Below are 20,865 nucleotides of genomic sequence, written 5' to 3' on the forward strand. Positions count from 1 at the left end.
TCACGCCAATTATGCTCACTCGCCTGCGCGAAATAGTCGAAAAGGTAGCCAGCGCACCACGCCTGAATGAGGCGTTAAATATTCTGGTTACCGACATCTGTCTTGCGATGGATACCGAGGTCTGTTCGGTCTACCTGGCCGATCATGATCGACGTTGTTACTACCTGATGGCGACCCGGGGGCTGAAAAAACCACGCGGTCGCACTGTAACGCTCGCGTTTGATGAAGGGATCGTCGGCCTGGTTGGCAGGCTGGCGGAACCGATAAACCTTGCAGATGCGCAAAAGCACCCCAGCTTCAAATACATCCCCTCCGTAAAAGAAGAACGTTTCCGCGCGTTTTTAGGCGTACCAATTATTCAACGTCGCCAGTTGCTTGGTGTACTGGTGGTACAGCAACGAGAGTTGCGCCAGTATGACGAAAGTGAAGAATCCTTCCTGGTGACGCTTGCCACCCAGATGGCAGCTATTCTTTCTCAGTCGCAGTTGACTGCCCTGTTTGGGCAATATCGCCAGACGCGAATCCGCGCATTACCGGCAGCACCTGGTGTGGCGATTGCCGAAGGCTGGCAGGATGCCACGTTACCTTTAATGGAACAGGTGTATCAGGCATCAACGCTGGATCCGGCTCTGGAACGCGAACGACTGACCGGGGCGCTGGAAGAAGCGGCAAACGAGTTTCGCCGCTACAGCAAACGCTTTGCCGCCGGAGCACAAAAAGAAACGGCGGCTATTTTCGATCTTTACTCGCACCTGCTTTCGGACACCCGGCTGCGTCGCGAATTGTTTGCCGAGGTTGATAAAGGCTCGGTGGCAGAGTGGGCGGTAAAAACGGTCATTGAAAAATTTGCCGAACAGTTTGCCGCGCTAAGCGATAACTATCTCAAAGAGCGGGCTGGTGATTTACGTGCGCTGGGTCAGCGATTGCTGTTTCATCTTGATGACGCTAATCAAGGGCCGAACGCCTGGCCGGAACGTTTCATTCTGGTGGCAGATGAACTGTCAGCGACAACTCTTGCTGAGCTGCCCCAGGATCGCTTAGTCGGTGTTGTCGTGCGAGATGGCGCAGCCAACTCCCATGCTGCGATCATGGTACGTGCGCTGGGGATCCCTACCGTGATGGGCGCGGATATTCAGCCTTCGGTGCTGCATCGTAGGACGCTGATCGTTGATGGCTATCGCGGTGAATTGCTGGTCGATCCGGAGCCGGTACTGCTGCAAGAATATCAGCGGCTAATTAGTGAAGAGATTGAGCTTAGCCGTCTGGCGGAAGATGACGTCAATTTACCCGCGCAGTTAAAAAGCGGTGAGCGTATAAAAGTCATGCTCAATGCTGGTTTAAGCCCGGAACATGAAGAAAAACTGGGCAGCTGTATTGATGGCATCGGTCTTTATCGCACTGAAATCCCATTCATGCTGCAAAGTGGTTTCCCGTCGGAAGAAGAACAGGTGGCGCAGTATCAGGGGATGCTGCAAATGTTCAATGATAAACCCGTCACCTTGCGTACGCTGGATGTCGGAGCAGATAAGCAGCTGCCTTACATGCCGATCAGCGAAGAGAATCCATGCCTGGGTTGGCGTGGGATTCGCATTACGCTCGATCAGCCGGAGATCTTCTTGATCCAGGTGCGGGCGATGCTGCGTGCTAATGCCGCTACGGGCAACCTGAATATTCTGTTGCCGATGGTCACCAGCCTCGATGAAGTTGACGAAGCACGCCGCCTGATTGAACGTGCCGGACGTGAAGTCGAGGAGATGATCGGTTACGAAATTCCCAAACCACGTATCGGCATCATGCTGGAAGTGCCGTCAATGGTATTTATGCTGCCGCATCTGGCAAAGAGGGTCGATTTCATCTCTGTTGGCACCAACGATCTGACTCAATACATTCTGGCCGTTGATCGCAACAATACCCGGGTGGCGAACATTTACGACAGTCTTCATCCTGCAATGTTACGAGCTCTGGCGATGATCGCCCGGGAAGCGGAAATACATGGTATCGATCTTCGTTTGTGCGGTGAAATGGCGGGCGATCCCATGTGCGTGGCAATCCTCATTGGGCTTGGGTATCGCCATCTGTCTATGAACGGACGTTCTGTAGCGCGGGTAAAATACCTGCTGCGGCGCATTGATTTTGCCGAAGCAGAAAATCTTGCGCAGCGTAGTCTGGAAGCGCAACTGGCGACCGAAGTTCGTCATCAGGTTGCAGCCTTTATGGAGCGTCGCGGCATGGGCGGGCTGATTCGCGGAGGGTTATAGCGCGGATCATATACATATCTTTTAACGGTATCCGGCAACCAGCCAGGTCCCCTTGTGCTATTATTCGCACCTTTGGAGCGCCTGAAACCTGCGGCGCGCATTTCAATCGCTGTTCTCTTTCAGCGAAATAACAAGAACTTGTGGTGACAGATGACCAGTAGCTATCTGCATTTTCCGGAGTTTGATCCGGTCATTTTCTCAATAGGACCCGTGGCGCTTCACTGGTACGGCCTGATGTATCTGGTGGGGTTCATTTTTGCAATGTGGCTGGCAACACGTCGGGCGAATCGTCCGGGCAGTGGCTGGACCAAAAATGAAGTTGAAAACTTACTCTATGCGGGCTTCCTCGGCGTCTTCCTCGGGGGACGTATTGGTTATGTTCTGTTCTACAATTTCCCGCAGTTTATGGCCGATCCGCTGTATCTGTTCCGTGTCTGGGACGGCGGCATGTCTTTCCACGGCGGCCTGATTGGCGTTATCGTGGTGATGATTATCTTCGCCCGCCGTACTAAACGTTCCTTCTTCCAGGTCTCTGATTTTATCGCACCACTCATTCCGTTTGGTCTTGGTGCCGGGCGTCTGGGCAACTTTATTAACGGTGAATTGTGGGGCCGCGTTGACCCGAACTTCCCGTTTGCCATGCTGTTCCCAGGCTCCCGTACAGAAGATATTTTGCTGCTGCAAACCAACCCGCAGTGGCAATCCATTTTCGACACTTACGGTGTGCTGCCGCGCCACCCATCACAGCTTTACGAACTGCTGCTGGAAGGTGTGGTGCTGTTTATTATCCTCAACCTGTATATTCGTAAACCGCGCCCAATGGGAGCTGTCTCAGGCTTGTTCCTGATTGGCTACGGCGCGTTTCGCATCATTGTTGAGTTTTTCCGCCAGCCCGACGCGCAGTTTACCGGTGCCTGGGTGCAGTACATCAGCATGGGGCAAATTCTTTCCATCCCGATGATTGTCGCGGGTGTGATCATGATGGTCTGGGCATATCGTCGCAGCCCACAGCAACACGTTTCCTGAGGAACCATGAAACAGTATTTAGAACTGATGCAAAAAGTGCTCGACGAAGGCACACAGAAAAACGACCGTACCGGAACCGGAACGCTTTCCATTTTTGGTCATCAGATGCGTTTTAACCTGCAGGATGGATTCCCGCTGGTGACAACCAAACGTTGCCACCTGCGTTCCATCATCCACGAACTGCTGTGGTTCCTGCAGGGCGATACTAACATTGCTTATCTACACGAAAACAATGTCACCATCTGGGACGAATGGGCCGATGAAAATGGCGACCTCGGGCCAGTGTATGGTAAACAGTGGCGCGCCTGGCCAACGCCAGATGGTCGTCATATTGACCAGATTACTACGGTACTGAACCAGCTGAAAAACGACCCGGATTCGCGCCGCATTATTGTTTCAGCGTGGAACGTAGGCGAACTGGATAAAATGGCGCTGGCACCGTGCCATGCATTCTTCCAGTTCTATGTGGCAGACGGCAAACTCTCTTGCCAGCTTTATCAGCGCTCCTGTGACGTCTTCCTCGGCCTGCCGTTCAACATTGCCAGCTACGCGTTACTGGTGCATATGATGGCGCAGCAGTGCGATCTGGAAGTGGGTGATTTTGTCTGGACCGGTGGCGATACGCACCTGTACAGCAACCATATGGATCAAACTCATCTGCAATTAAGCCGCGAACCGCGTCCGCTGCCGAAGTTGATTATCAAACGTAAACCCGAATCCATCTTCGACTACCGTTTCGAAGACTTTGAGATTGAAGGCTACGATCCACATCCGGGCGTTAAAGCGCCGGTGGCTATCTAATTACGAAACATCCTGCCAGAGCCGACGCCAGTGTGCGTCGGTTTTTTTACCCTCCGTTAAATTCTTCGAGACGCCTTCCCGAAATTTTGCAACGTCCTGCAACGGCGTAAATAGTCCGGAAGATGCGCCGAAGAAATAGAAACTGGCCCTCGTCTTTTTTTCTCCTCGCTCCATACTGCCGGCATGAAAACACAACGTGGTTATACGCTGATTGAAACGCTGGTCGCGATGCTGATTTTGGTCATGCTAAGCGCAAGTGGACTCTATGGCTGGCAATACTGGCAGCAGTCGCAACGGCTTTGGCAAACCGCCAGCTAGGCGCGGGACTATTTGCTCTATTTACGTGAAGATGCCAACTGGCATAACCGCGACCACAGTATCAGCGTTATCAGGGAGGGGACGTTATGGTGCCTTGTGAGTTCCGCTGCTGGGGCCAATACCTGTCATGGCAGTTCACCATTGGTCTTTGTGCCACGCTGGCCCGAAGTCGAAATGAGCGACCTGACACCTTCGCTTGCTTTCTTTGGCCTGCGCAATACCGCATGGGCCGTGCATATTCGCTTCAAAAACTCAACGGGCGAGTGGTGGCTGGTGGTTTCGCCGTGGGGAAGACTCCGGCTTTATCAGCAAGGAGAAACAGAAGGATGCCTGTAAAAGAGCAAGGTTTTTCTCTGCTGGAAGTGTTGATTGCTATGGCGATCAGTAGCGTATTGTTGCTGGGGGCTGCACGCTTTCTGCCTGCGTTACAGCGTGAAAGTTTAACGAGCACTCGTAAGCTGGCACTGGAAGATGAAATCTGGCTGCGGGTATTTACCGTCGCGAAGCATCTCCAGAGGGCGGGTTATTGTCATGGCAGCTGTACCGGCGAAGGGCTGGAAATTGTCGGACAGGGTGACTGTATCATTGTGCAGTGGGATGCGAACAGTAACGGTATCTGGGATCGCGAACCGGTAAAAGAGTCCGACCAGATTGGATTTCGTCTGAAGGAGCATGTGCTGGAAACGCTACGCGGTGCGACATCCTGTGAAGGTAAGGGCTGGGATAAAGTCACTAATCCGGATGCCATCATTATCGACACTTTTCAGGTCGTACGTCAGGATGTCAGCGGCTTCTCGCCGGTGTTGACGGTTAATATGCGTGCTGCCAGTAAGTCTGAACCGCAAACCGTGGTGGATGCCAGCTATAGCGTGACAGGATTCAACCTGTGAACCGCGAAAAAGGTGTTTCGTCACTGGCTCTGGTCCTGATGCTGCTGGTTTTGGGTAGCTTGCTATTGCAAGGAATGAGTCAGCAGGATCGCAGTTTTGCCTCTCGCGTGAGCATGGAAAGTCAGTCATTGCGCCGCCAGGCCATCGTTCAGTCGGCGCTGGCGTGGGGAAAAATGCACTCCTGGCAGACGCAGCCAGCAGTTCAGTGCTCGCAGTACGCTGGAACCGATGCCCAGGTTTGTTTGCGTTTACTGGCAGATAATGAAGCCTTATTGATTGCCGGTTATGAAGGCGTTTCGTTGTGGCGAACAGGCGAAGTCATTGATGGAAAAATTGTTTTTTCGCCACGCGGCTGGAGCGATTTTTGTCCGCTGAAAGAGGGGGCATTATGTCAGCTTCCCTGAAGAATCAACAAGGCTTTAGCCTGCCGGAGGTAATGGTTGCGATGGTGCTGATGGTGCTGATGGTGCTGATGGTGCTGATGGTGATGATTGTCACTGCGTTATCGGGTATCCAGCGAACATCAATGAACAGTCTCGCCAGCAGAAACCAGTACCAAAAGCTCTGGCGGCATGGTTGGCAGCAAACGCAACTGCGCGCGATTTCGCCACCTGCCAACTGGCAGGTCAACCGAATGCAGACATCGCAGGCGGGATGTGTCAGCATCAGCGTTACGCTAGTTTCACCCGGGGGCAGAGAAGGCGAGATGACCCGCCTGCATTGCCCGAATTGTCAGTAGTCAGGAGCCGCTATGTTAAGGGTCTACCATTCCAATCGTCTGGACGTGCTGGAAGCGTTGATGGAGTTTATTGTCGAACGCGAACGGCTGGACGATCCTTTCGAACCAGAGATGATTCTGGTGCAAAGTACCGGTATGGCGCAGTGGCTGCAAATGACCCTGTCGCAAAAGTTTGGTATTGCGGCAAACATTGATTTTCCGCTGCCAGCGAGCTTTATCTGGGATATGTTCGTCCGGGTGTTACCGGAAATCCCCAAAGAGAGCGCCTTTAACAAACAGAGCATGAGCTGGAAACTGATGACTCTGCTGCCGCAATTGCTGGAGCGCGAAGACTTTACCCTGTTGCGGCATTATCTGACTGACGATAGCGACAAGCGAAAACTGTTCCAGCTTTCCTCAAAAGCGGCGGACCTGTTTGACCAGTATCTGGTCTATCGTCCGGACTGGCTGGCACAGTGGGAAACAGGACATTTGGTTGAAGGGCTGGGAGAAGCACAGGCCTGGCAAGCCCCGTTGTGGAAGGCGCTGGTGGAATATACCCATGAACTCGGACAACCGCGCTGGCACCGCGCGAATCTCTATCAGCGCTTTATCGAAACGCTGGAGTCCGCGACGACCTGCCCGCCGGGGTTACCTTCGCGCGTCTTTATATGCGGTATTTCCGCGTTACCGCCTGTTTATCTCCAGGCGCTCCAGGCGCTGGGTAAACATATTGAAATCCATCTCCTGTTTACCAACCCCTGCCGTTATTACTGGGGCGATATTAAAGATCCTGCTTATCTGGCGAAACTGCTGACTCGTCAGCGTCGACACAGTTTTGAAGATCGCGAATTGCCGCTATTTCGCGATAGCGAAAATGCCGGACAGCTCTTTAACAGCGATGGTGAACAGGATGTCGGCAACTCGCTGCTGGCCTCATGGGGGAAGCTTGGGCGCGACTACATTTATCTCCTTTCTGACCTGGAGAGCAGCCAGGAGCTGGACGCTTTTGTCGATGTGACGCCAGATAACCTGCTGCATAACATTCAGTCTGACATTCTGGAACTGGAAAACCGCGCCGTTGCGGGTGTGAACATCGAAGAGTTTTCCCGTAGCGATAACAAACGCCCGCTTGATCCACTGGATAGCAGTATCACATTCCACGTTTGCCATAGCCCGCAGCGTGAAGTTGAAGTTTTACACGATCGCTTGCTGGCGATGCTGGAGGAAGCCCCGACACTTACTCCGCGCGACATCATCGTGATGGTGGCTGATATCGACAGCTACAGTCCGTTTATTCAGGCAGTGTTTGGTAGCGCACCTGCGGATCGTTACCTGCCTTACGCCATTTCCGACCGTCGTGCGCGGCAGTCACATCCGGTACTGGAAGCGTTTATCAGCCTGTTATCACTGCCTGACAGTCGCTTTGTGTCAGAGGATGTGCTGGCGCTGCTGGATGTGCCGGTGCTGGCGGCGCGGTTTGACATCACCGAAGAAGGGCTGCGTTATTTACGCCAGTGGGTCAACGAATCCGGCATTCGTTGGGGGATAGATGACGACAACGTTCGCGAGCTGGAACTCCCCGCCACCGGACAACACACCTGGCGATTTGGCCTGACGCGTATGTTGCTGGGCTACGCGATGGAGAGCGCGCAGGGCGAGTGGCAATCGGTTCTACCTTATGATGAATCGAGCGGCTTAATTGCAGAACTGGTGGGGCATCTGGCTTCACTGCTAATGCAGCTAAACATCTGGCGTCGCGGGCTGGCACAGGAGCGTCCGCTAGAAGAGTGGTTGCCGGTTTGTCGCGATATGCTCAACGCCTTCTTCCTGCCGGATGCGGAAACCGAAGCGGCGATGACGCTGATCGAACAACAATGGCAGGCGATTATCGCCGAAGGTTTAGGTGCGCAGTATGGCGACGCGGTGCCGCTGTCACTATTGCGTGATGAACTGGCACAGCGTCTGGATCAAGAACGTATCAGCCAGCGTTTTCTCGCCGGACCGGTTAACATTTGTACTCTGATGCCAATGCGTTCAATTCCGTTCAAAGTGGTTTGCCTGCTGGGAATGAACGACGGCGTTTATCCACGTCAGCTTGCGCCATTGGGCTTTGACCTGATGAGCCAGAAACCGAAGCGTGGCGACCGTAGCCGTCGCGATGACGACCGCTACCTGTTCCTGGAAGCGTTAATTTCCGCGCAGCAAAAACTCTATATCAGCTATATCGGGCGTTCCATTCAGGATAACAGTGAACGTTTCCCGTCGGTACTGGTGCAGGAACTGATCGACTACATCGGGCAAAGTCATTATCTACCGGGCGATGAAGCGCTCAACTGTGATGAAAGCGAGGCAAGGGTAAAAGCGCATCTTACTTGCCTCCATACCCGGATGCCGTTTGATCCGCAAAACTACCAGCCAGGCGAACGACAAAGCTATGCTCGTGAATGGCTACCTGCGGCCAGCCAGGCTGGTAAAGCACATTCTGAATTTGTTCAGCCGCTGCCGTTTACCTTACCGGAAACCGTGCCGCTGGAAACGCTACAACGATTCTGGGCACATCCGGTGCGGGCGTTCTTCCAGATGCGTTTGCAGGTGAACTTCCATACTGAAGACAGCGAAATCCCAGACACCGAGCCATTTATTCTGGAAGGACTTAGCCGTTATCAAATCAATCAGCAGTTATTGAATGCACTGGTTGAGCAGGATGATGCCGAACGCTTGTTCCGCCGCTTCCGGGCGGCAGGGGATTTACCGTATGGCGCTTTTGGTGAAATTTTCTGGGAAACACAGTGCCAGGAGATGCAGCAGCTTGCCGACAGAGTCATTGCCTGTCGCCAGCCGGGGCAGAGTATGGAAATTGATCTCGCCTGCAACGGTGTGCAGATAACTGGCTGGTTGCCGCAGGTGCAGCCGGATGGCCTGTTGCGCTGGCGTCCCTCTTTATTAAGTGTGGCGCAGGGAATGCAACTTTGGCTGGAACACCTTGTCTACTGTGCCAGCGGTGGTAATGGCGAAAGTCGCCTTTTTCTACGCAAAGACGGTGAGTGGCGTTTTCCGCCGCTTGCAGCCGAACAGGCTTTGCATTACCTCTCACAACTGATTGAGGGGTATCGTGAAGGAATGTCCGCGCCATTGCTGGTGTTACCTGAAAGTGGCGGCGCGTGGCTAAAAACCTGTTATGACGCGCAAAACGATGCCATGCTGGATGACGATTCCACGTTGCAAAAAGCCCGTACGAAATTCCTTCAGGCTTACGAAGGCAACATGATGGTGCGTGGCGAAGGTGATGATATCTGGTATCAACGGCTCTGGCGGCAATTAACACCAGAGACAATGGAGGCCATCGTTGAACAGTCGCAACGTTTCCTGTTACCGCTGTTTCGCTTTAATCAGTCATGAGTGTTGTATAAAAATTGCGCAATCTATCTGCTTACTTTATGATGCGCACCAGTCACGGACTGATGGTTATATAAACATAGGCTGGCTCGTGCAGCACAAGATTAAATTCTGGCAGATGATTTGCGTTAACCTGTTGAATCTGTCCAGAAAATAAAGTTGATTATGAGGTCCGTGAATGCCCCGCAGCACCTGGTTCAAAGCATTATTGTTGTTTGTTGCCCTCTGGGCACCATTAAGTCAGGCAGAAACGGGATGGCAGCCGATTCAGGAAACCATCCGTAAAAGTGATAAAGATAACCGCCAGTATCAGGCTATACGTCTGGATAACGGTATGGTGGTCTTGCTGGTTTCTGATCCGCAGGCAGTTAAATCGCTCTCGGCGCTGGTAGTGCCCGTTGGGTCGCTGGAAGATCCCGAGGCGTACCAGGGGCTGGCACATTACCTTGAACATATGAGTCTGATGGGGTCGAAAAAGTACCCGCAGGCTGACAGTCTGGCCGAATATCTCAAAATGCACGGCGGTAGTCACAATGCCAGCACTGCGCCGTATCGCACGGCTTTCTATCTGGAAGTTGAGAACGACGCCTTGCCCGGTGCGGTAGACCGCCTGGCCGATGCTATTGCAGAACCCTTGCTCGACAAGAAATACGCCGAACGTGAGCGTAATGCAGTGAACGCTGAATTAACCATGGCGCGTACGCGTGACGGGATGCGCATGGCACAGGTCAGCGCAGAAACCATTAACCCGGCACACCCCGGTTCAAAGTTTTCTGGTGGTAACCTCGAAACTTTAAGCGACAAACCTGGTAATCCGGTGCAGCAGGCGCTGAAAGATTTCCACGAGAAGTACTATTCCGCCAATTTGATGAAGGCGGTTATTTACAGTAATAAACCGCTGCCGGAGTTGGCAAAAATGGCGGCGGACACCTTTGGTCGCGTGCCGAACAAAGAGAGCAAAAAACCGGAAATCACCGTGCCGGTAGTCACCGACGCGCAAAAGGGCATTATCATTCATTACGTCCCTGCGCTGCCGCGTAAAGTGTTGCGCGTTGAGTTTCGCATCGATAACAACTCAGCGAAGTTCCGTAGTAAAACCGATGAATTGATTACCTATCTGATTGGCAATCGCAGCCCAGGTACACTTTCTGACTGGCTGCAAAAGCAGGGATTAGTTGAGGGCATTAGCGCCAACTCCGATCCTATCGTCAACGGCAACAGCGGCGTATTAGCGATCTCTGCGTCTTTAACTGATAAAGGCCTGGCTAATCGCGATCAGGTTGTGGCGGCAATTTTTAGCTATCTCAATCTGTTACGTGAAAAAGGCATTGATAAACAATACTTCGATGAACTGGCGAATGTGCTGGATATCGACTTCCGTTATCCGTCGATCACCCGTGATATGGATTACGTCGAATGGCTGGCAGATACCATGATTCGCGTTCCTGTTGAGCATACGCTGGATGCAGTCAATATTGCCGATCGGTACGATGCTAAAGCAGTAAAGGAACGTCTGGCGATGATGACGCCGCAGAATGCGCGTATCTGGTATATCAGCCCGAAAGAGCCGCACAACAAAACGGCTTACTTTGTCGATGCGCCGTATCAGGTCGATAAAATCAGCGCACAAACTTTCGCCGACTGGCAGAAAAAAGCCGCCGACATTGCGCTCTCTTTGCCAGAGCTTAACCCTTATATTCCTGATGATTTCTCGCTGATTAAGTCAGAGAAGAAATACGACCATCCAGAGCTGATTGTTGATGAGTCGAATCTGCGCGTGGTGTATGCGCCAAGCCGTTATTTTGCCAGCGAGCCCAAAGCTGATGTCAGCCTGATTTTGCGTAATCCGAAAGCCATGGACAGCGCCCGCAATCAGGTGATGTTTGCGCTCAATGATTATCTCGCAGGGCTGGCGCTTGATCAGTTAAGCAACCAGGCGTCGGTTGGTGGCATAAGTTTTTCCACCAACGCTAACAACGGCCTTATGATTAATGCTAATGGTTACACCCAGCGTCTGCCGCAGCTGTTCCAGGCATTGCTCGAGGGGTACTTTAGCTATACCGCTACGGAAGAGCAGCTTGAGCAGGCGAAGTCCTGGTATAACCAGATGATGGATTCCGCAGAAAAGGGTAAAGCGTTTGAGCAGGCGATTATGCCCGCGCAGATGCTCTCGCAAGTGCCGTACTTCTCGCGAGATGAACGGCGTAAAATTTTGCCCTCCATTACGTTGAAAGAGGTGCTGGCCTATCGCGACGCCTTAAAATCAGGGGCTCGACCAGAGTTTATGGTTATCGGCAACATGACCGAGGCCCAGGCAACAACGCTGGCACGCGATGTGCAAAAACAGTTGGGCGCTGATGGTTCAGAGTGGTGTCGAAACAAAGATGTAGTGGTCGATAAAAAACAATCCGTCATCTTTGAAAAAGCCGGTAACAGCACCGACTCCGCACTGGCAGCGGTATTTGTACCGACTGGCTACGATGAATACACCAGCTCAGCCTATAGCTCTCTGTTGGGGCAGATCGTACAGCCGTGGTTCTACAATCAGTTGCGTACCGAAGAACAATTGGGCTATGCCGTGTTTGCGTTTCCAATGAGCGTGGGGCGTCAGTGGGGCATGGGCTTCCTTTTGCAAAGCAATGATAAACAGCCTTCATTCTTGTGGGAGCGTTACAAGGCGTTTTTCCCAACCGCAGAGGCAAAATTGCGAGCGATGAAGCCAGATGAGTTTGCGCAAATCCAGCAGGCGGTAATTACCCAGATGCTGCAGGCACCGCAAACGCTCGGCGAAGAAGCATCGAAGTTAAGTAAAGATTTCGATCGCGGCAATATGCGCTTCGATTCGCGTGATAAAATCGTGGCCCAGATAAAACTGCTGACGCCGCAAAAACTTGCTGATTTCTTCCATCAGGCGGTGGTCGAGCCGCAAGGCATGGCTATTCTGTCGCAGATTTCCGGCAGCCAGAACGGGAAAGCCGAATATGTGCATCCTGAAGGCTGGAAAGTGTGGGAGAACGTCAGCGCGTTGCAGCAAACAATGCCCCTGATGAGTGAAAAGAATGAGTGATGTCGCCGAGACACTAGATCCTTTGCGCTTGCCCTTACAGGGCGAGCGCCTGATTGAAGCCTCTGCCGGCACAGGCAAAACCTTTACGATTGCGGCGCTCTATTTGCGCCTGTTACTTGGACTAGGCGGTTCCGCCGCCTTTCCCCGCCCGCTGATCGTTGAAGAACTGCTGGTGGTCACCTTTACCGAGGCTGCCACGGCAGAATTGCGCGGTCGTATCCGTAGCAATATCCACGAGTTGCGCATCGCCTGTCTGCGTGAAACCACCGACAATCCACTGTACGAACGCCTGCTGGAAGAGATCGACGATAAAGCGCAAGCCGCGCAGTGGTTGTTGTTAGCCGAACGGCAGATGGATGAAGCGGCAGTCTTTACTATTCACGGCTTTTGCCAGCGCATGCTCAACCTGAATGCCTTTGAATCCGGCATGCTGTTTGAGCAGCAGCTGATTGAAGATGAGTCTCTGCTACGCTACCAGGCCTGCGCCGATTTCTGGCGTCGCCACTGCTACCCGCTGCCGCGTGAAATAGCCCAGGTCGTCTTTGAAACCTGGAAAGGGCCGCAGGCGTTGCTGCGCGATATTAATCGTTATCTGCAAGGCGAACCGCCGGTTATCAAAGCACCGCCGCCCGATGATGAAACGCTGGCTTCCCGCCACGCGCAAATTGTGGCGCGTATTGATACGGTAAAACAGCAGTGGCGCGACGCAGTGGGTGAACTGGATGCGCTGATCGAATCTTCTGGTATTGATCGACGCAAGTTTAACCGTAGCAATCAGGCTAAATGGATCGAAAAGATCAGCGCCTGGGCAGAAGAAGAGACAAACAGTTATCAGTTGCCGGAGTCGCTGGAAAAATTCTCCCAGCGTTTCTTAGAAGATCGCACGAAGGCCGGGGGGGAAACCCCGCGACATCCACTGTTTGAGGCGATCGATCAACTGCTTGCAGAACCATTGTCGATCCGCGATCTGTTGATCACCCGCGCATTGGCTGAGATCCGCGAAACAGTAGCGCGTGAAAAACGCCGCCGTGGCGAATTGGGTTTTGATGACATGTTAAGTCGGCTCGATTCCGCGCTGCGTAGCGAAAGCGGCGAGGTGTTGGCAGCGGCGATCCGTACGCGATTCCCGGTGGCAATGATCGATGAATTTCAGGATACCGACCCCCAGCAGTACCGAATTTTTCGCCGTATCTGGCACCATCAGCCGGAAACCGCATTGTTGCTGATTGGCGACCCGAAGCAGGCCATATATGCATTCCGGGGTGCGGATATCTTCACTTATATGAAGGCGCGTAGTGAAGTTCATGCCCACTACACTTTAGACACCAACTGGCGCTCCGCACCTGGAATGGTGAACAGTGTGAACAAGCTTTTCAGCCAGACTGATGACACGTTCATGTTTCGCGAAATACCGTTTATTCCAGTGAAATCAGCCGGGAAAAATCAGGCGTTACGTTTTGTATTTAAAGGTGAAACGCAGCCTGCGATGAAAATGTGGCTGATGGAAGGCGAAAGCTGCGGCGTTGGCGACTATCAAAGTACCATGGCGCAGGTATGTGCTGCGCAAATCCGCGACTGGCTACAAGCCGGACAGCGGGGCGAAGCGTTGCTGATGAACGGCGACGACGCGCGTCCGGTGCGTGCTTCGGACATCAGCGTGCTGGTGCGCAGCCGCCAGGAGGCCGCCCAGGTGCGCGATGCCTTAACGTTGCTGGAAATCCCTTCCGTTTACCTTTCGAACCGCGACAGTGTTTTTGAAACTCTGGAAGCGCAGGAAATGCTTTGGTTGTTGCAGGCGGTGATGACGCCCGAACGTGAGAACACCCTGCGCAGTGCGCTGGCAACGTCAATGATGGGGCTGAATGCGCTGGATATTGAAACGCTGAATAATGACGAACATGCGTGGGATGCGGTAGTCGAAGAGTTCGATGGTTATCGGCAAATCTGGCGCAAACGTGGCGTTATGCCGATGCTGCGGGCGCTGATGTCGGCGCGTAACATTGCAGAAAACTTGCTGGCAACGGCAGGCGGTGAGCGGCGTCTTACCGATATCTTGCATATCAGCGAACTGCTTCAAGAAGCCGGAACGCAGCTGGAAAGTGAACATGCGCTGGTACGCTGGTTATCGCAACATATCCTCGAGCCAGACAGTAATGCCTCCAGCCAACAAATGCGCCTCGAAAGTGATAAACATCTGGTGCAGATTGTCACGATCCATAAATCGAAAGGGCTGGAATATCCGCTGGTCTGGTTGCCATTTATTACCAATTTCCGCGTCCAGGATCAGGCGTTTTATCACGATCGCCACTCGTTTGAGGCAGTTTTGGATCTTAATGCTGCGCCAGAAAGCGTCGACCTCGCGGAGGTCGAACGTCTGGCGGAAGATCTGCGTTTGCTTTACGTGGCGCTGACGCGTTCGGTTTGGCATTGCAGTCTCGGCGTTGCACCGCTGGTGCGCCGTCGTGGCGATAAAAAAGGTGACACCGACGTCCACCAAAGTGCGCTCGGGCGTTTGCTGCAAAAAGGGGAACCGCAAGATGCGGCAGGGCTTCGCACCTGTATTGAAGCGTTATGCGATGATGATATTGCCTGGCAAACGGCACAAACTGGTGATAACCAGCCCTGGCAGGTTAATGATGCTTTAACTGCAGAACTGAATGCGAGGACACTACAACGATTGCCCGGCGATAACTGGCGTGTCACCAGCTACTCCGGCTTGCAGCAGCGTGGTCACGGTATCGCTCAGGATCTGATGCCACGGCTGGATGTTGATGCCGCAGGCGTGGTCAGCGTCGTTGAAGAACCGACGTTAACACCGCATCAGTTCCCGCGCGGTGCGTCACCGGGGACATTCTTGCACAGTTTGTTTGAAGACCTCGATTTTACCCAGCCGGTTGACCCGAACTGGGTACAGGAAAAACTGGAACTCGGCGGCTTTGAATCGCAGTGGGAACCGGTGTTGACCGAGTGGATCACGGCTGTCCTCCAGGCACCTCTCAATGAAACGGGTGTTAGCCTGAGTCAGCTTTCCGACCGCGATAAACAGGTGGAGATGGAGTTTTACCTGCCGATTAGCGAACCGCTCATCGCCAGCCAGCTTGATGCACTAATTCGCCAGTTTGACCCGCTATCCGCTGGCTGCCCGCCGCTGGAGTTCATGCAGGTACGCGGCATGTTAAAAGGCTTTATCGACCTGGTATTCCGCCACGAAGGGCGTTATTACCTGCTCGACTATAAATCCAACTGGCTGGGTGAAGACAGTTCGGCTTACACCCAACAGGCTATGGCAGCAGCGATGCAGGCACACCGCTATGATCTGCAATATCAGCTTTATACCCTGGCGCTGCATCGTTATCTGCGCCATCGCATTGCTGATTACGACTATGATCTTCACTTTGGCGGCGTTATCTATCTGTTCCTGCGTGGCGTTGATAAAGAACATCCGCAACAAGGGATTTACACAACCCGACCCAACGCCGGGTTGATTGCCCTGATGGATGAGATGTTTGCCGGTATGACCCTGGAGGAGGCGTAATGAAATTGCAAAAGCAATTACTGGAAGCTGTGGAGCACAAACAGCTACGCCCGCTGGATGTGCAATTTGCCCTGACCGTGGCGGGAGATGAACATCCTGCCGTCACCCTCGCGGCGGCACTGTTAAGTCATGATGCCGGAGAGGGACACGTCTGTTTGCCGCTTTCACGACTGGAAAATAACGAGGCGTCGAATCCGCTGTTGGCGACCTGTGTCAGTGAAATCGGTGAGCTACAAAATTGGGAAGAATGCTTGCTGGCTTCTCAAGCGGTCAGCAGGGGAGATGAACCCACGCCGATGATCCTCTGTGGCGATCGTCTTTATTTGAATCGCATGTGGTGTAACGAGCGGACGGTAGCGCGCTTCTTCAATGAGGTGAATCATACCATTGAGGTTGATGAAGCTCTACTGGCGCAAACCCTGGACAAACTTTTTCCAGTAAGCGATGAAATTAACTGGCAAAAAGTTGCAGCGGCAGTGGCGCTGACGCGGCGGATCTCGGTGATTTCCGGCGGCCCAGGCACCGGTAAAACGACCACCGTGGCGAAGTTGCTGGCAGCGTTAATTCAAATGGCCGACGGCGAACGCTGCCGTATCCGTCTGGCTGCACCAACGGGTAAAGCTGCCGCGCGCTTAACCGAATCTCTCGGCAAGGCTTTGCGACAGTTACCGCTGACCGATGAACAAAAGAAACGCATTCCGGAAGATGCCAGCACTTTGCACCGATTGCTGGGCGCGCAGCCGGGTAGCCAGCGTTTACGTCATCATGCCGGTAACCCGCTGCATCTTGATGTGCTGGTGGTAGATGAAGCGTCAATGATCGATCTGCCTATGATGTCGAGACTGATCGACGCCTTGCCAGATCATGCGCGAGTGATCTTTCTCGGCGATCGTGATCAACTGGCCTCGGTTGAGGCTGGGGCTGTGCTGGGCGATATCTGCGCTTATGCCAACGCGGGCTTTACCGCCGAGCGTGCCAGGCAGCTAAGCCGCCTGACGGGGACTCACGTTCCGGCAGGAACCGGCACAGAAGCGGCATCTTTGCGCGACAGTCTCTGCCTGCTGCAAAAAAGCTATCGTTTCGGCAGCGATTCTGGCATTGGTCAGTTAGCTGCGGCGATCAACCGTGGTGATAAAACGGCAGTGAAAACCGTTTTTCAGCAGGATTTTACTGATATCGAAAAACGACTTTTACAGAGCGGCGAAGATTATATTGCGATGCTTGAGGAAGCTCTTGCGGGTTACGGACGTTATCTGGATCTGCTGCAAGCGCGTGCCGAGCCGGATTTAATCATTCAGGCGTTCAATGAGTACCAGCTTTTGTGCGCCCTGCGGGAAGGGCCGTTTGGCGTGGCTGGACTGAATGAGCGAATTGAACAGTTTATGCAACAGAAGCGCAAAATTCATCGTCATCCGCACTCTCGTTGGTACGAAGGCCGACCGGTGATGATTGCCCGTAATGACAGCGCGCTTGGGTTGTTTAATGGCGATATCGGTATTGCGCTGGATCGCGGGCAGGGGACGCGCGTCTGGTTTGCGATGCCGGACGGCAATATTAAGTCTGTGCAACCGAGTCGCTTGCCAGAGCACGAAACTACGTGGGCGATGACGGTACATAAATCGCAGGGATCGGAGTTCGACCATGCGGCGTTGATTTTACCGAGCCAACGCACGCCGGTAGTAACGCGAGAGCTGGTATACACCGCGGTGACCCGCGCGCGTCGTCGTCTGTCGCTGTATGCCGATGAGCGTATATTAAGTGCGGCAATCGCCACTCGTACTGAGCGGCGCAGTGGTCTGGCGGCGTTGTTTAGTTCGCGGGAATAAACGTAATTGCCGGATGCGACGCACGAGTGTTACGCCTGCCGCATCCGGTGATTTTCATCGCTTACCCTAAATCCGCCATCAACACTTTGGATTTACGCTGGTAGTTGTACAACTGCTTTTTGCTCTCGGGCAGTAAATCAATATCCACCGGGGTAAATCCACGTTCCTGGAACCAGTGAATACTGCGCGTGGTCAGCACAAACAATTTGCTTAAGCCGCTCTGCTTCGCCTGAGCGGCAATGCGTTCCAGCAGAACCTCGCCCCGTGATGAACTGCGGTAATCCGGGTGAACTGCCACACAGGCCATTTCCCCAATCTTCTCTTCCGGGAACGGATAGAGCGCGGCGCAGGCAATAGTCGTGTTATCGCGCTGAATAATGGTGAATTTGTCGATTTCCATCTCCAGCTGCTCGCGAGAACGGCGCACCAGAATACCTTGCTGCTCCAGCGGGCGAATCAACTCCAGAATACCGCCAATATCGTTGATTGTTGCGCGACGAATCTGCTCGGCGCTTTCCATCACAATCTGCGTACCGATACCGTCGCGTGAGAACAACTCTTGCAACAGCGCGCCATCTTCCTGATAACTGATTAAATGACAGCGGCGCACGCCGCTGCGGCAGGCTTTCACTGCGCCACGCAAAAAGCGCACCGTACCGGAGTTGTAATCGCCTTTCTCTTCCTGGGCTTCTACCCGTGCTTGCGCTTCGTTAGGGAAAAGTTCGGAGACAATATCACCGTCGTCATTAGTAACGCCCTGGGAAGAGCAAAAACCAATCATCTTTTCAGCTTTCAGTTTGATGGCTAGTTGAGTGGCAATCTCTTCCGAGGTCAGATTAAAGCTCTCGCCAGTGACTGAAACAGCGACCGGCCCCATTAGCACTATTGCACCGCTTTCCAGTTGACGATGGAGCGCGTCTTCATCAATCCGCCGGATACGCCCGCTATGGCAGTAATCCACGCCGTCATCGACGCCCAGCGGCTGGGCAATAATAAAATTGCCACTAACGACGTTGATATGCGCGCCCTGCAGCGGCGTGTTATTGAGACTCATTGACAGGCGAGCAGTAATATCCAGTTGCAATGTTCCCGCAGCCTGCTTCACCAGTTCCAGTGTTTTGGCGTCGGTCACACGTATATTCTTGTGATACAGCGGTTCGTGGTGATGCGCAGCCAGATTTGCGTCGATCTGCGGACGTGCGCCATAGACCACCACCAGACGGATGCCGAGGCTGTGCAACAACCCGATATCATTAACGATACTGGAGAAATTCTCATGCTCAATGGCTTCACCGCCGAGCATGATGACAAACGTTTTTCCCCGGTGGGTATTGATATAGGGAACCGAATGGCGGAATCCCTCGACCAGCTCGGTTTTACGTTCCTTTACCACGGCACACCCCTTTGCATGATTATTTGAAATTATTGTATTTTTATTCTGTTTTTTCGCAGGGTGCAAGTGTAAATTTTATGCGAGAGCGACTTTTTTATCAGTAATGCCGTGAATATAAAAAGAATGTTTACCGTTTATTAGATGACAGATTATGCGTCTTTCGCTAAAGTTTCCGGTCAAATTAGTCGTTTACTTGTTACACAGCTTAGATTTCTTTTGCTCGGGAGAGGCATGTCAGGATCCAACACTGCAATCAGCCGTCGTCGTTTACTGCAAGGCGCGGGCGCTATGTGGCTATTGAGCGTAAGTCAGGTCAGCCTGGCTGCGGTTAGCCAGGTCGTGGCGGTGCGCGTCTGGCCTGCGTCCAGCTACACCCGCGTGACGGTAGAATCAAATCGTCAGCTGAAATATAAGCAGTTCGCGTTGAGTAACCCTGAACGCGTGGTGGTGGATATCGAAGATGTAAACCTGAACTCGGTACTCAAGGGGATGGCGGCACAAATTCGTGCAGACGACCCGTTCATCAAGTCGGCGCGCGTCGGGCAATTTGACCCGCAAACCGTACGCATGGTTTTTGAATTAAAGCAAAACGTAAAACCGCAGCTGTTTGCCCTTGCGCCGGTCGCCGGGTTTAAAGAGCGTCTGGTGATGGACCTCTATCCGGCCAATGCACAGGATATGCAGGACCCGCTGCTGGCGCTGCTGGAGGATTACAACAAAGGCGACCTCGAAAAGCAGGTGCCGCCAGCGCAAAGTGGTCCACAACCGGGTAAAGCAGGGCGCGATCGTCCGATTGTCATTATGCTTGACCCTGGCCACGGTGGCGAAGACTCCGGTGCGGTGGGGAAATACAAAACGCGCGAAAAAGATGTGGTATTGCAAATAGCTCGCCGTTTGCGCTCTCTGATCGAGGAAGAGGGCAATATGAAGGTGTACATGACGCGCAATGAAGACATCTTCATTCCGTTGCAAGTGCGCGTAGCAAAAGCCCAGAAACAGCGTGCTGACCTGTTTGTCTCTATCCATGCCGACGCCTTTACCAGTCGTCAGCCGAGCGGTTCCTCGGTGTTTGCGCTCTCAACCAAAGGCGCAACCAGTACTGCGGCAAAATATCTGGCACAAACCCAGAACGCCTCGGACTTGATTGGTGGCGTGAGCAAAAGCGGTGACCGCTATGTCGACCACACCATGTTCGATATGGTGCAGTCGCTGACTATTGCTGACAGCCTTAAGTTTGGTAAAGCGGTACTGAATAAGCTCGGAAAAATCAACAAGCTGCATAAAAATCAAGTTGAACAGGCCGGGTTTGCCGTACTAAAGGCACCAGATATTCCCTCCATTCTGGTCGAAACGGCGTTTATCAGTAACGTTGAGGAAGAGCGTAAACTGAAAACGGCGACTTTCCAGCAGGAAGTTGCGGAGTCTATTCTTGCGGGGATTAAAGCGTATTTTGCCGATGGGGCAACGCTGGCGAGAAGGGGATGATAAAAAGGCGCTGAATGGCGCTTTTTTTATGGGAGATCAGAAACAAAAAAACACCCGTTAGGGTGTTCAATAATTGGTTGCGGGGGCCGGATTTGAACCGACGACCTTCGGGTTATGAGCCCGACGAGCTACCAGGCTGCTCCACCCCG

The 20,865-nt window shown here is 53.1% G+C and carries 12 protein-coding genes and 1 pseudogene; 12 read left to right on the plus strand and 1 reads right to left on the minus strand.

Features of this window, described 5'->3' with window-relative positions:
- Positions 1-11 precede the first annotated feature (11 nt).
- The 11 genes and pseudogenes from ptsP (at position 12) to recD (ending at position 17,838) form a co-directional block, all read left to right on the plus strand.
- Positions 12-2,258, plus strand: a complete 2,247-nt coding sequence (gene ptsP / locus ABZJ92_RS08735; RefSeq protein WP_000957903.1) for a phosphoenolpyruvate--protein phosphotransferase — start codon at positions 12-14, stop codon at positions 2,256-2,258.
- A gap of 150 nt (positions 2,259-2,408) precedes the next feature.
- Positions 2,409-3,284, plus strand: a complete 876-nt coding sequence (lgt, locus tag ABZJ92_RS08740) for a prolipoprotein diacylglyceryl transferase (RefSeq protein ID WP_000204658.1) — start codon at positions 2,409-2,411, stop codon at positions 3,282-3,284.
- A gap of 6 nt (positions 3,285-3,290) precedes the next feature.
- Positions 3,291-4,085 (plus strand): thymidylate synthase, encoded by a 795-nt coding sequence (thyA, locus tag ABZJ92_RS08745; RefSeq protein ID WP_000816233.1) that lies wholly within the window; start codon positions 3,291-3,293, stop codon positions 4,083-4,085.
- 183 nt (positions 4,086-4,268) lie between these two features.
- Positions 4,269-4,739 (plus strand): annotated as a pseudogene (locus tag ABZJ92_RS08750) (prepilin peptidase-dependent protein).
- Entirely contained in the window at positions 4,730-5,293 is a 564-nt protein-coding gene (locus ABZJ92_RS08755; RefSeq protein ID WP_001144322.1) for a prepilin peptidase-dependent protein, read from the plus strand. Before ABZJ92_RS08750 ends, ABZJ92_RS08755 begins: the two are co-directional and overlap by 10 nt.
- Positions 5,290-5,697, plus strand: coding sequence for a DUF2509 family protein (locus tag ABZJ92_RS08760; protein ID WP_001078387.1), 408 nt, complete (start codon positions 5,290-5,292; stop codon positions 5,695-5,697). The genes ABZJ92_RS08755 and ABZJ92_RS08760 overlap by 4 nt, the downstream gene beginning before the upstream one ends.
- Positions 5,682-6,032: a prepilin-type N-terminal cleavage/methylation domain-containing protein gene (locus tag ABZJ92_RS08765; RefSeq protein WP_025715052.1), complete on the plus strand. Its 351-nt coding sequence runs from the start codon at positions 5,682-5,684 to the stop codon at positions 6,030-6,032. The genes ABZJ92_RS08760 and ABZJ92_RS08765 overlap by 16 nt, the downstream gene beginning before the upstream one ends.
- 12 nt (positions 6,033-6,044) lie before the next feature.
- Entirely contained in the window at positions 6,045-9,413 is a 3,369-nt protein-coding gene (recC, locus tag ABZJ92_RS08770) for an exodeoxyribonuclease V subunit gamma (protein WP_000946924.1), read from the plus strand.
- Between the two features lie 175 nt (positions 9,414-9,588).
- Positions 9,589-12,477, plus strand: a complete 2,889-nt coding sequence (ptrA, locus tag ABZJ92_RS08775; protein WP_001138152.1) for a pitrilysin — start codon at positions 9,589-9,591, stop codon at positions 12,475-12,477.
- Complete coding sequence (gene recB, locus ABZJ92_RS08780) at positions 12,470-16,012, plus strand: exodeoxyribonuclease V subunit beta (protein ID WP_001285974.1); 3,543 nt, start codon at positions 12,470-12,472, stop codon at positions 16,010-16,012. Before ptrA ends, recB begins: the two co-directional genes overlap by 8 nt.
- On the plus strand, positions 16,012-17,838 hold the full coding sequence (gene recD / locus ABZJ92_RS08785; RefSeq protein ID WP_000775983.1) for an exodeoxyribonuclease V subunit alpha: 1,827 nt from the start codon (positions 16,012-16,014) through the stop codon (positions 17,836-17,838). The genes recB and recD overlap by 1 nt, the downstream gene beginning before the upstream one ends.
- 61 nt (positions 17,839-17,899) lie before the next feature.
- Here the strand turns inward: recD and argA are convergent, their stop codons facing one another.
- A complete protein-coding gene (gene argA / locus ABZJ92_RS08790) occupies positions 17,900-19,231 on the minus strand; it encodes an amino-acid N-acetyltransferase (RefSeq protein WP_000237959.1) in 1,332 nt (443 codons plus the stop codon).
- Positions 19,232-19,462: 231 nt separating this feature from the next.
- Between argA and amiC the strand changes: the two genes are divergently transcribed.
- Complete coding sequence (gene amiC / locus ABZJ92_RS08795) at positions 19,463-20,716, plus strand: N-acetylmuramoyl-L-alanine amidase AmiC (protein WP_005051625.1); 1,254 nt, start codon at positions 19,463-19,465, stop codon at positions 20,714-20,716.
- Positions 20,717-20,865: the final 149 nt, after the last annotated feature.

It is taken from the genome of Shigella sp. FJ200513 (assembly GCF_040495915.1).
Lineage (GTDB): Bacteria > Pseudomonadota > Gammaproteobacteria > Enterobacterales > Enterobacteriaceae > ECMA0423.

Coding starts and splice junctions, on each gene's coding strand:
- ptsP (WP_000957903.1), top strand. CDS start 12: ATGCTCACTCGCCTGCGCGAAATAGTCGAAAAGGTAGCCAGCGCACCA.
- lgt (WP_000204658.1), top strand. CDS start 2,409: ATGACCAGTAGCTATCTGCATTTTCCGGAGTTTGATCCGGTCATTTTC.
- thyA (WP_000816233.1), top strand. CDS start 3,291: ATGAAACAGTATTTAGAACTGATGCAAAAAGTGCTCGACGAAGGCACA.
- ABZJ92_RS08755 (WP_001144322.1), top strand. CDS start 4,730: ATGCCTGTAAAAGAGCAAGGTTTTTCTCTGCTGGAAGTGTTGATTGCT.
- ABZJ92_RS08765 (WP_025715052.1), top strand. CDS start 5,682: ATGTCAGCTTCCCTGAAGAATCAACAAGGCTTTAGCCTGCCGGAGGTA.
- recC (WP_000946924.1), top strand. CDS start 6,045: ATGTTAAGGGTCTACCATTCCAATCGTCTGGACGTGCTGGAAGCGTTG.
- ptrA (WP_001138152.1), top strand. CDS start 9,589: ATGCCCCGCAGCACCTGGTTCAAAGCATTATTGTTGTTTGTTGCCCTC.
- recB (WP_001285974.1), top strand. CDS start 12,470: ATGAGTGATGTCGCCGAGACACTAGATCCTTTGCGCTTGCCCTTACAG.
- recD (WP_000775983.1), top strand. CDS start 16,012: ATGAAATTGCAAAAGCAATTACTGGAAGCTGTGGAGCACAAACAGCTA.
- amiC (WP_005051625.1), top strand. CDS start 19,463: ATGTCAGGATCCAACACTGCAATCAGCCGTCGTCGTTTACTGCAAGGC.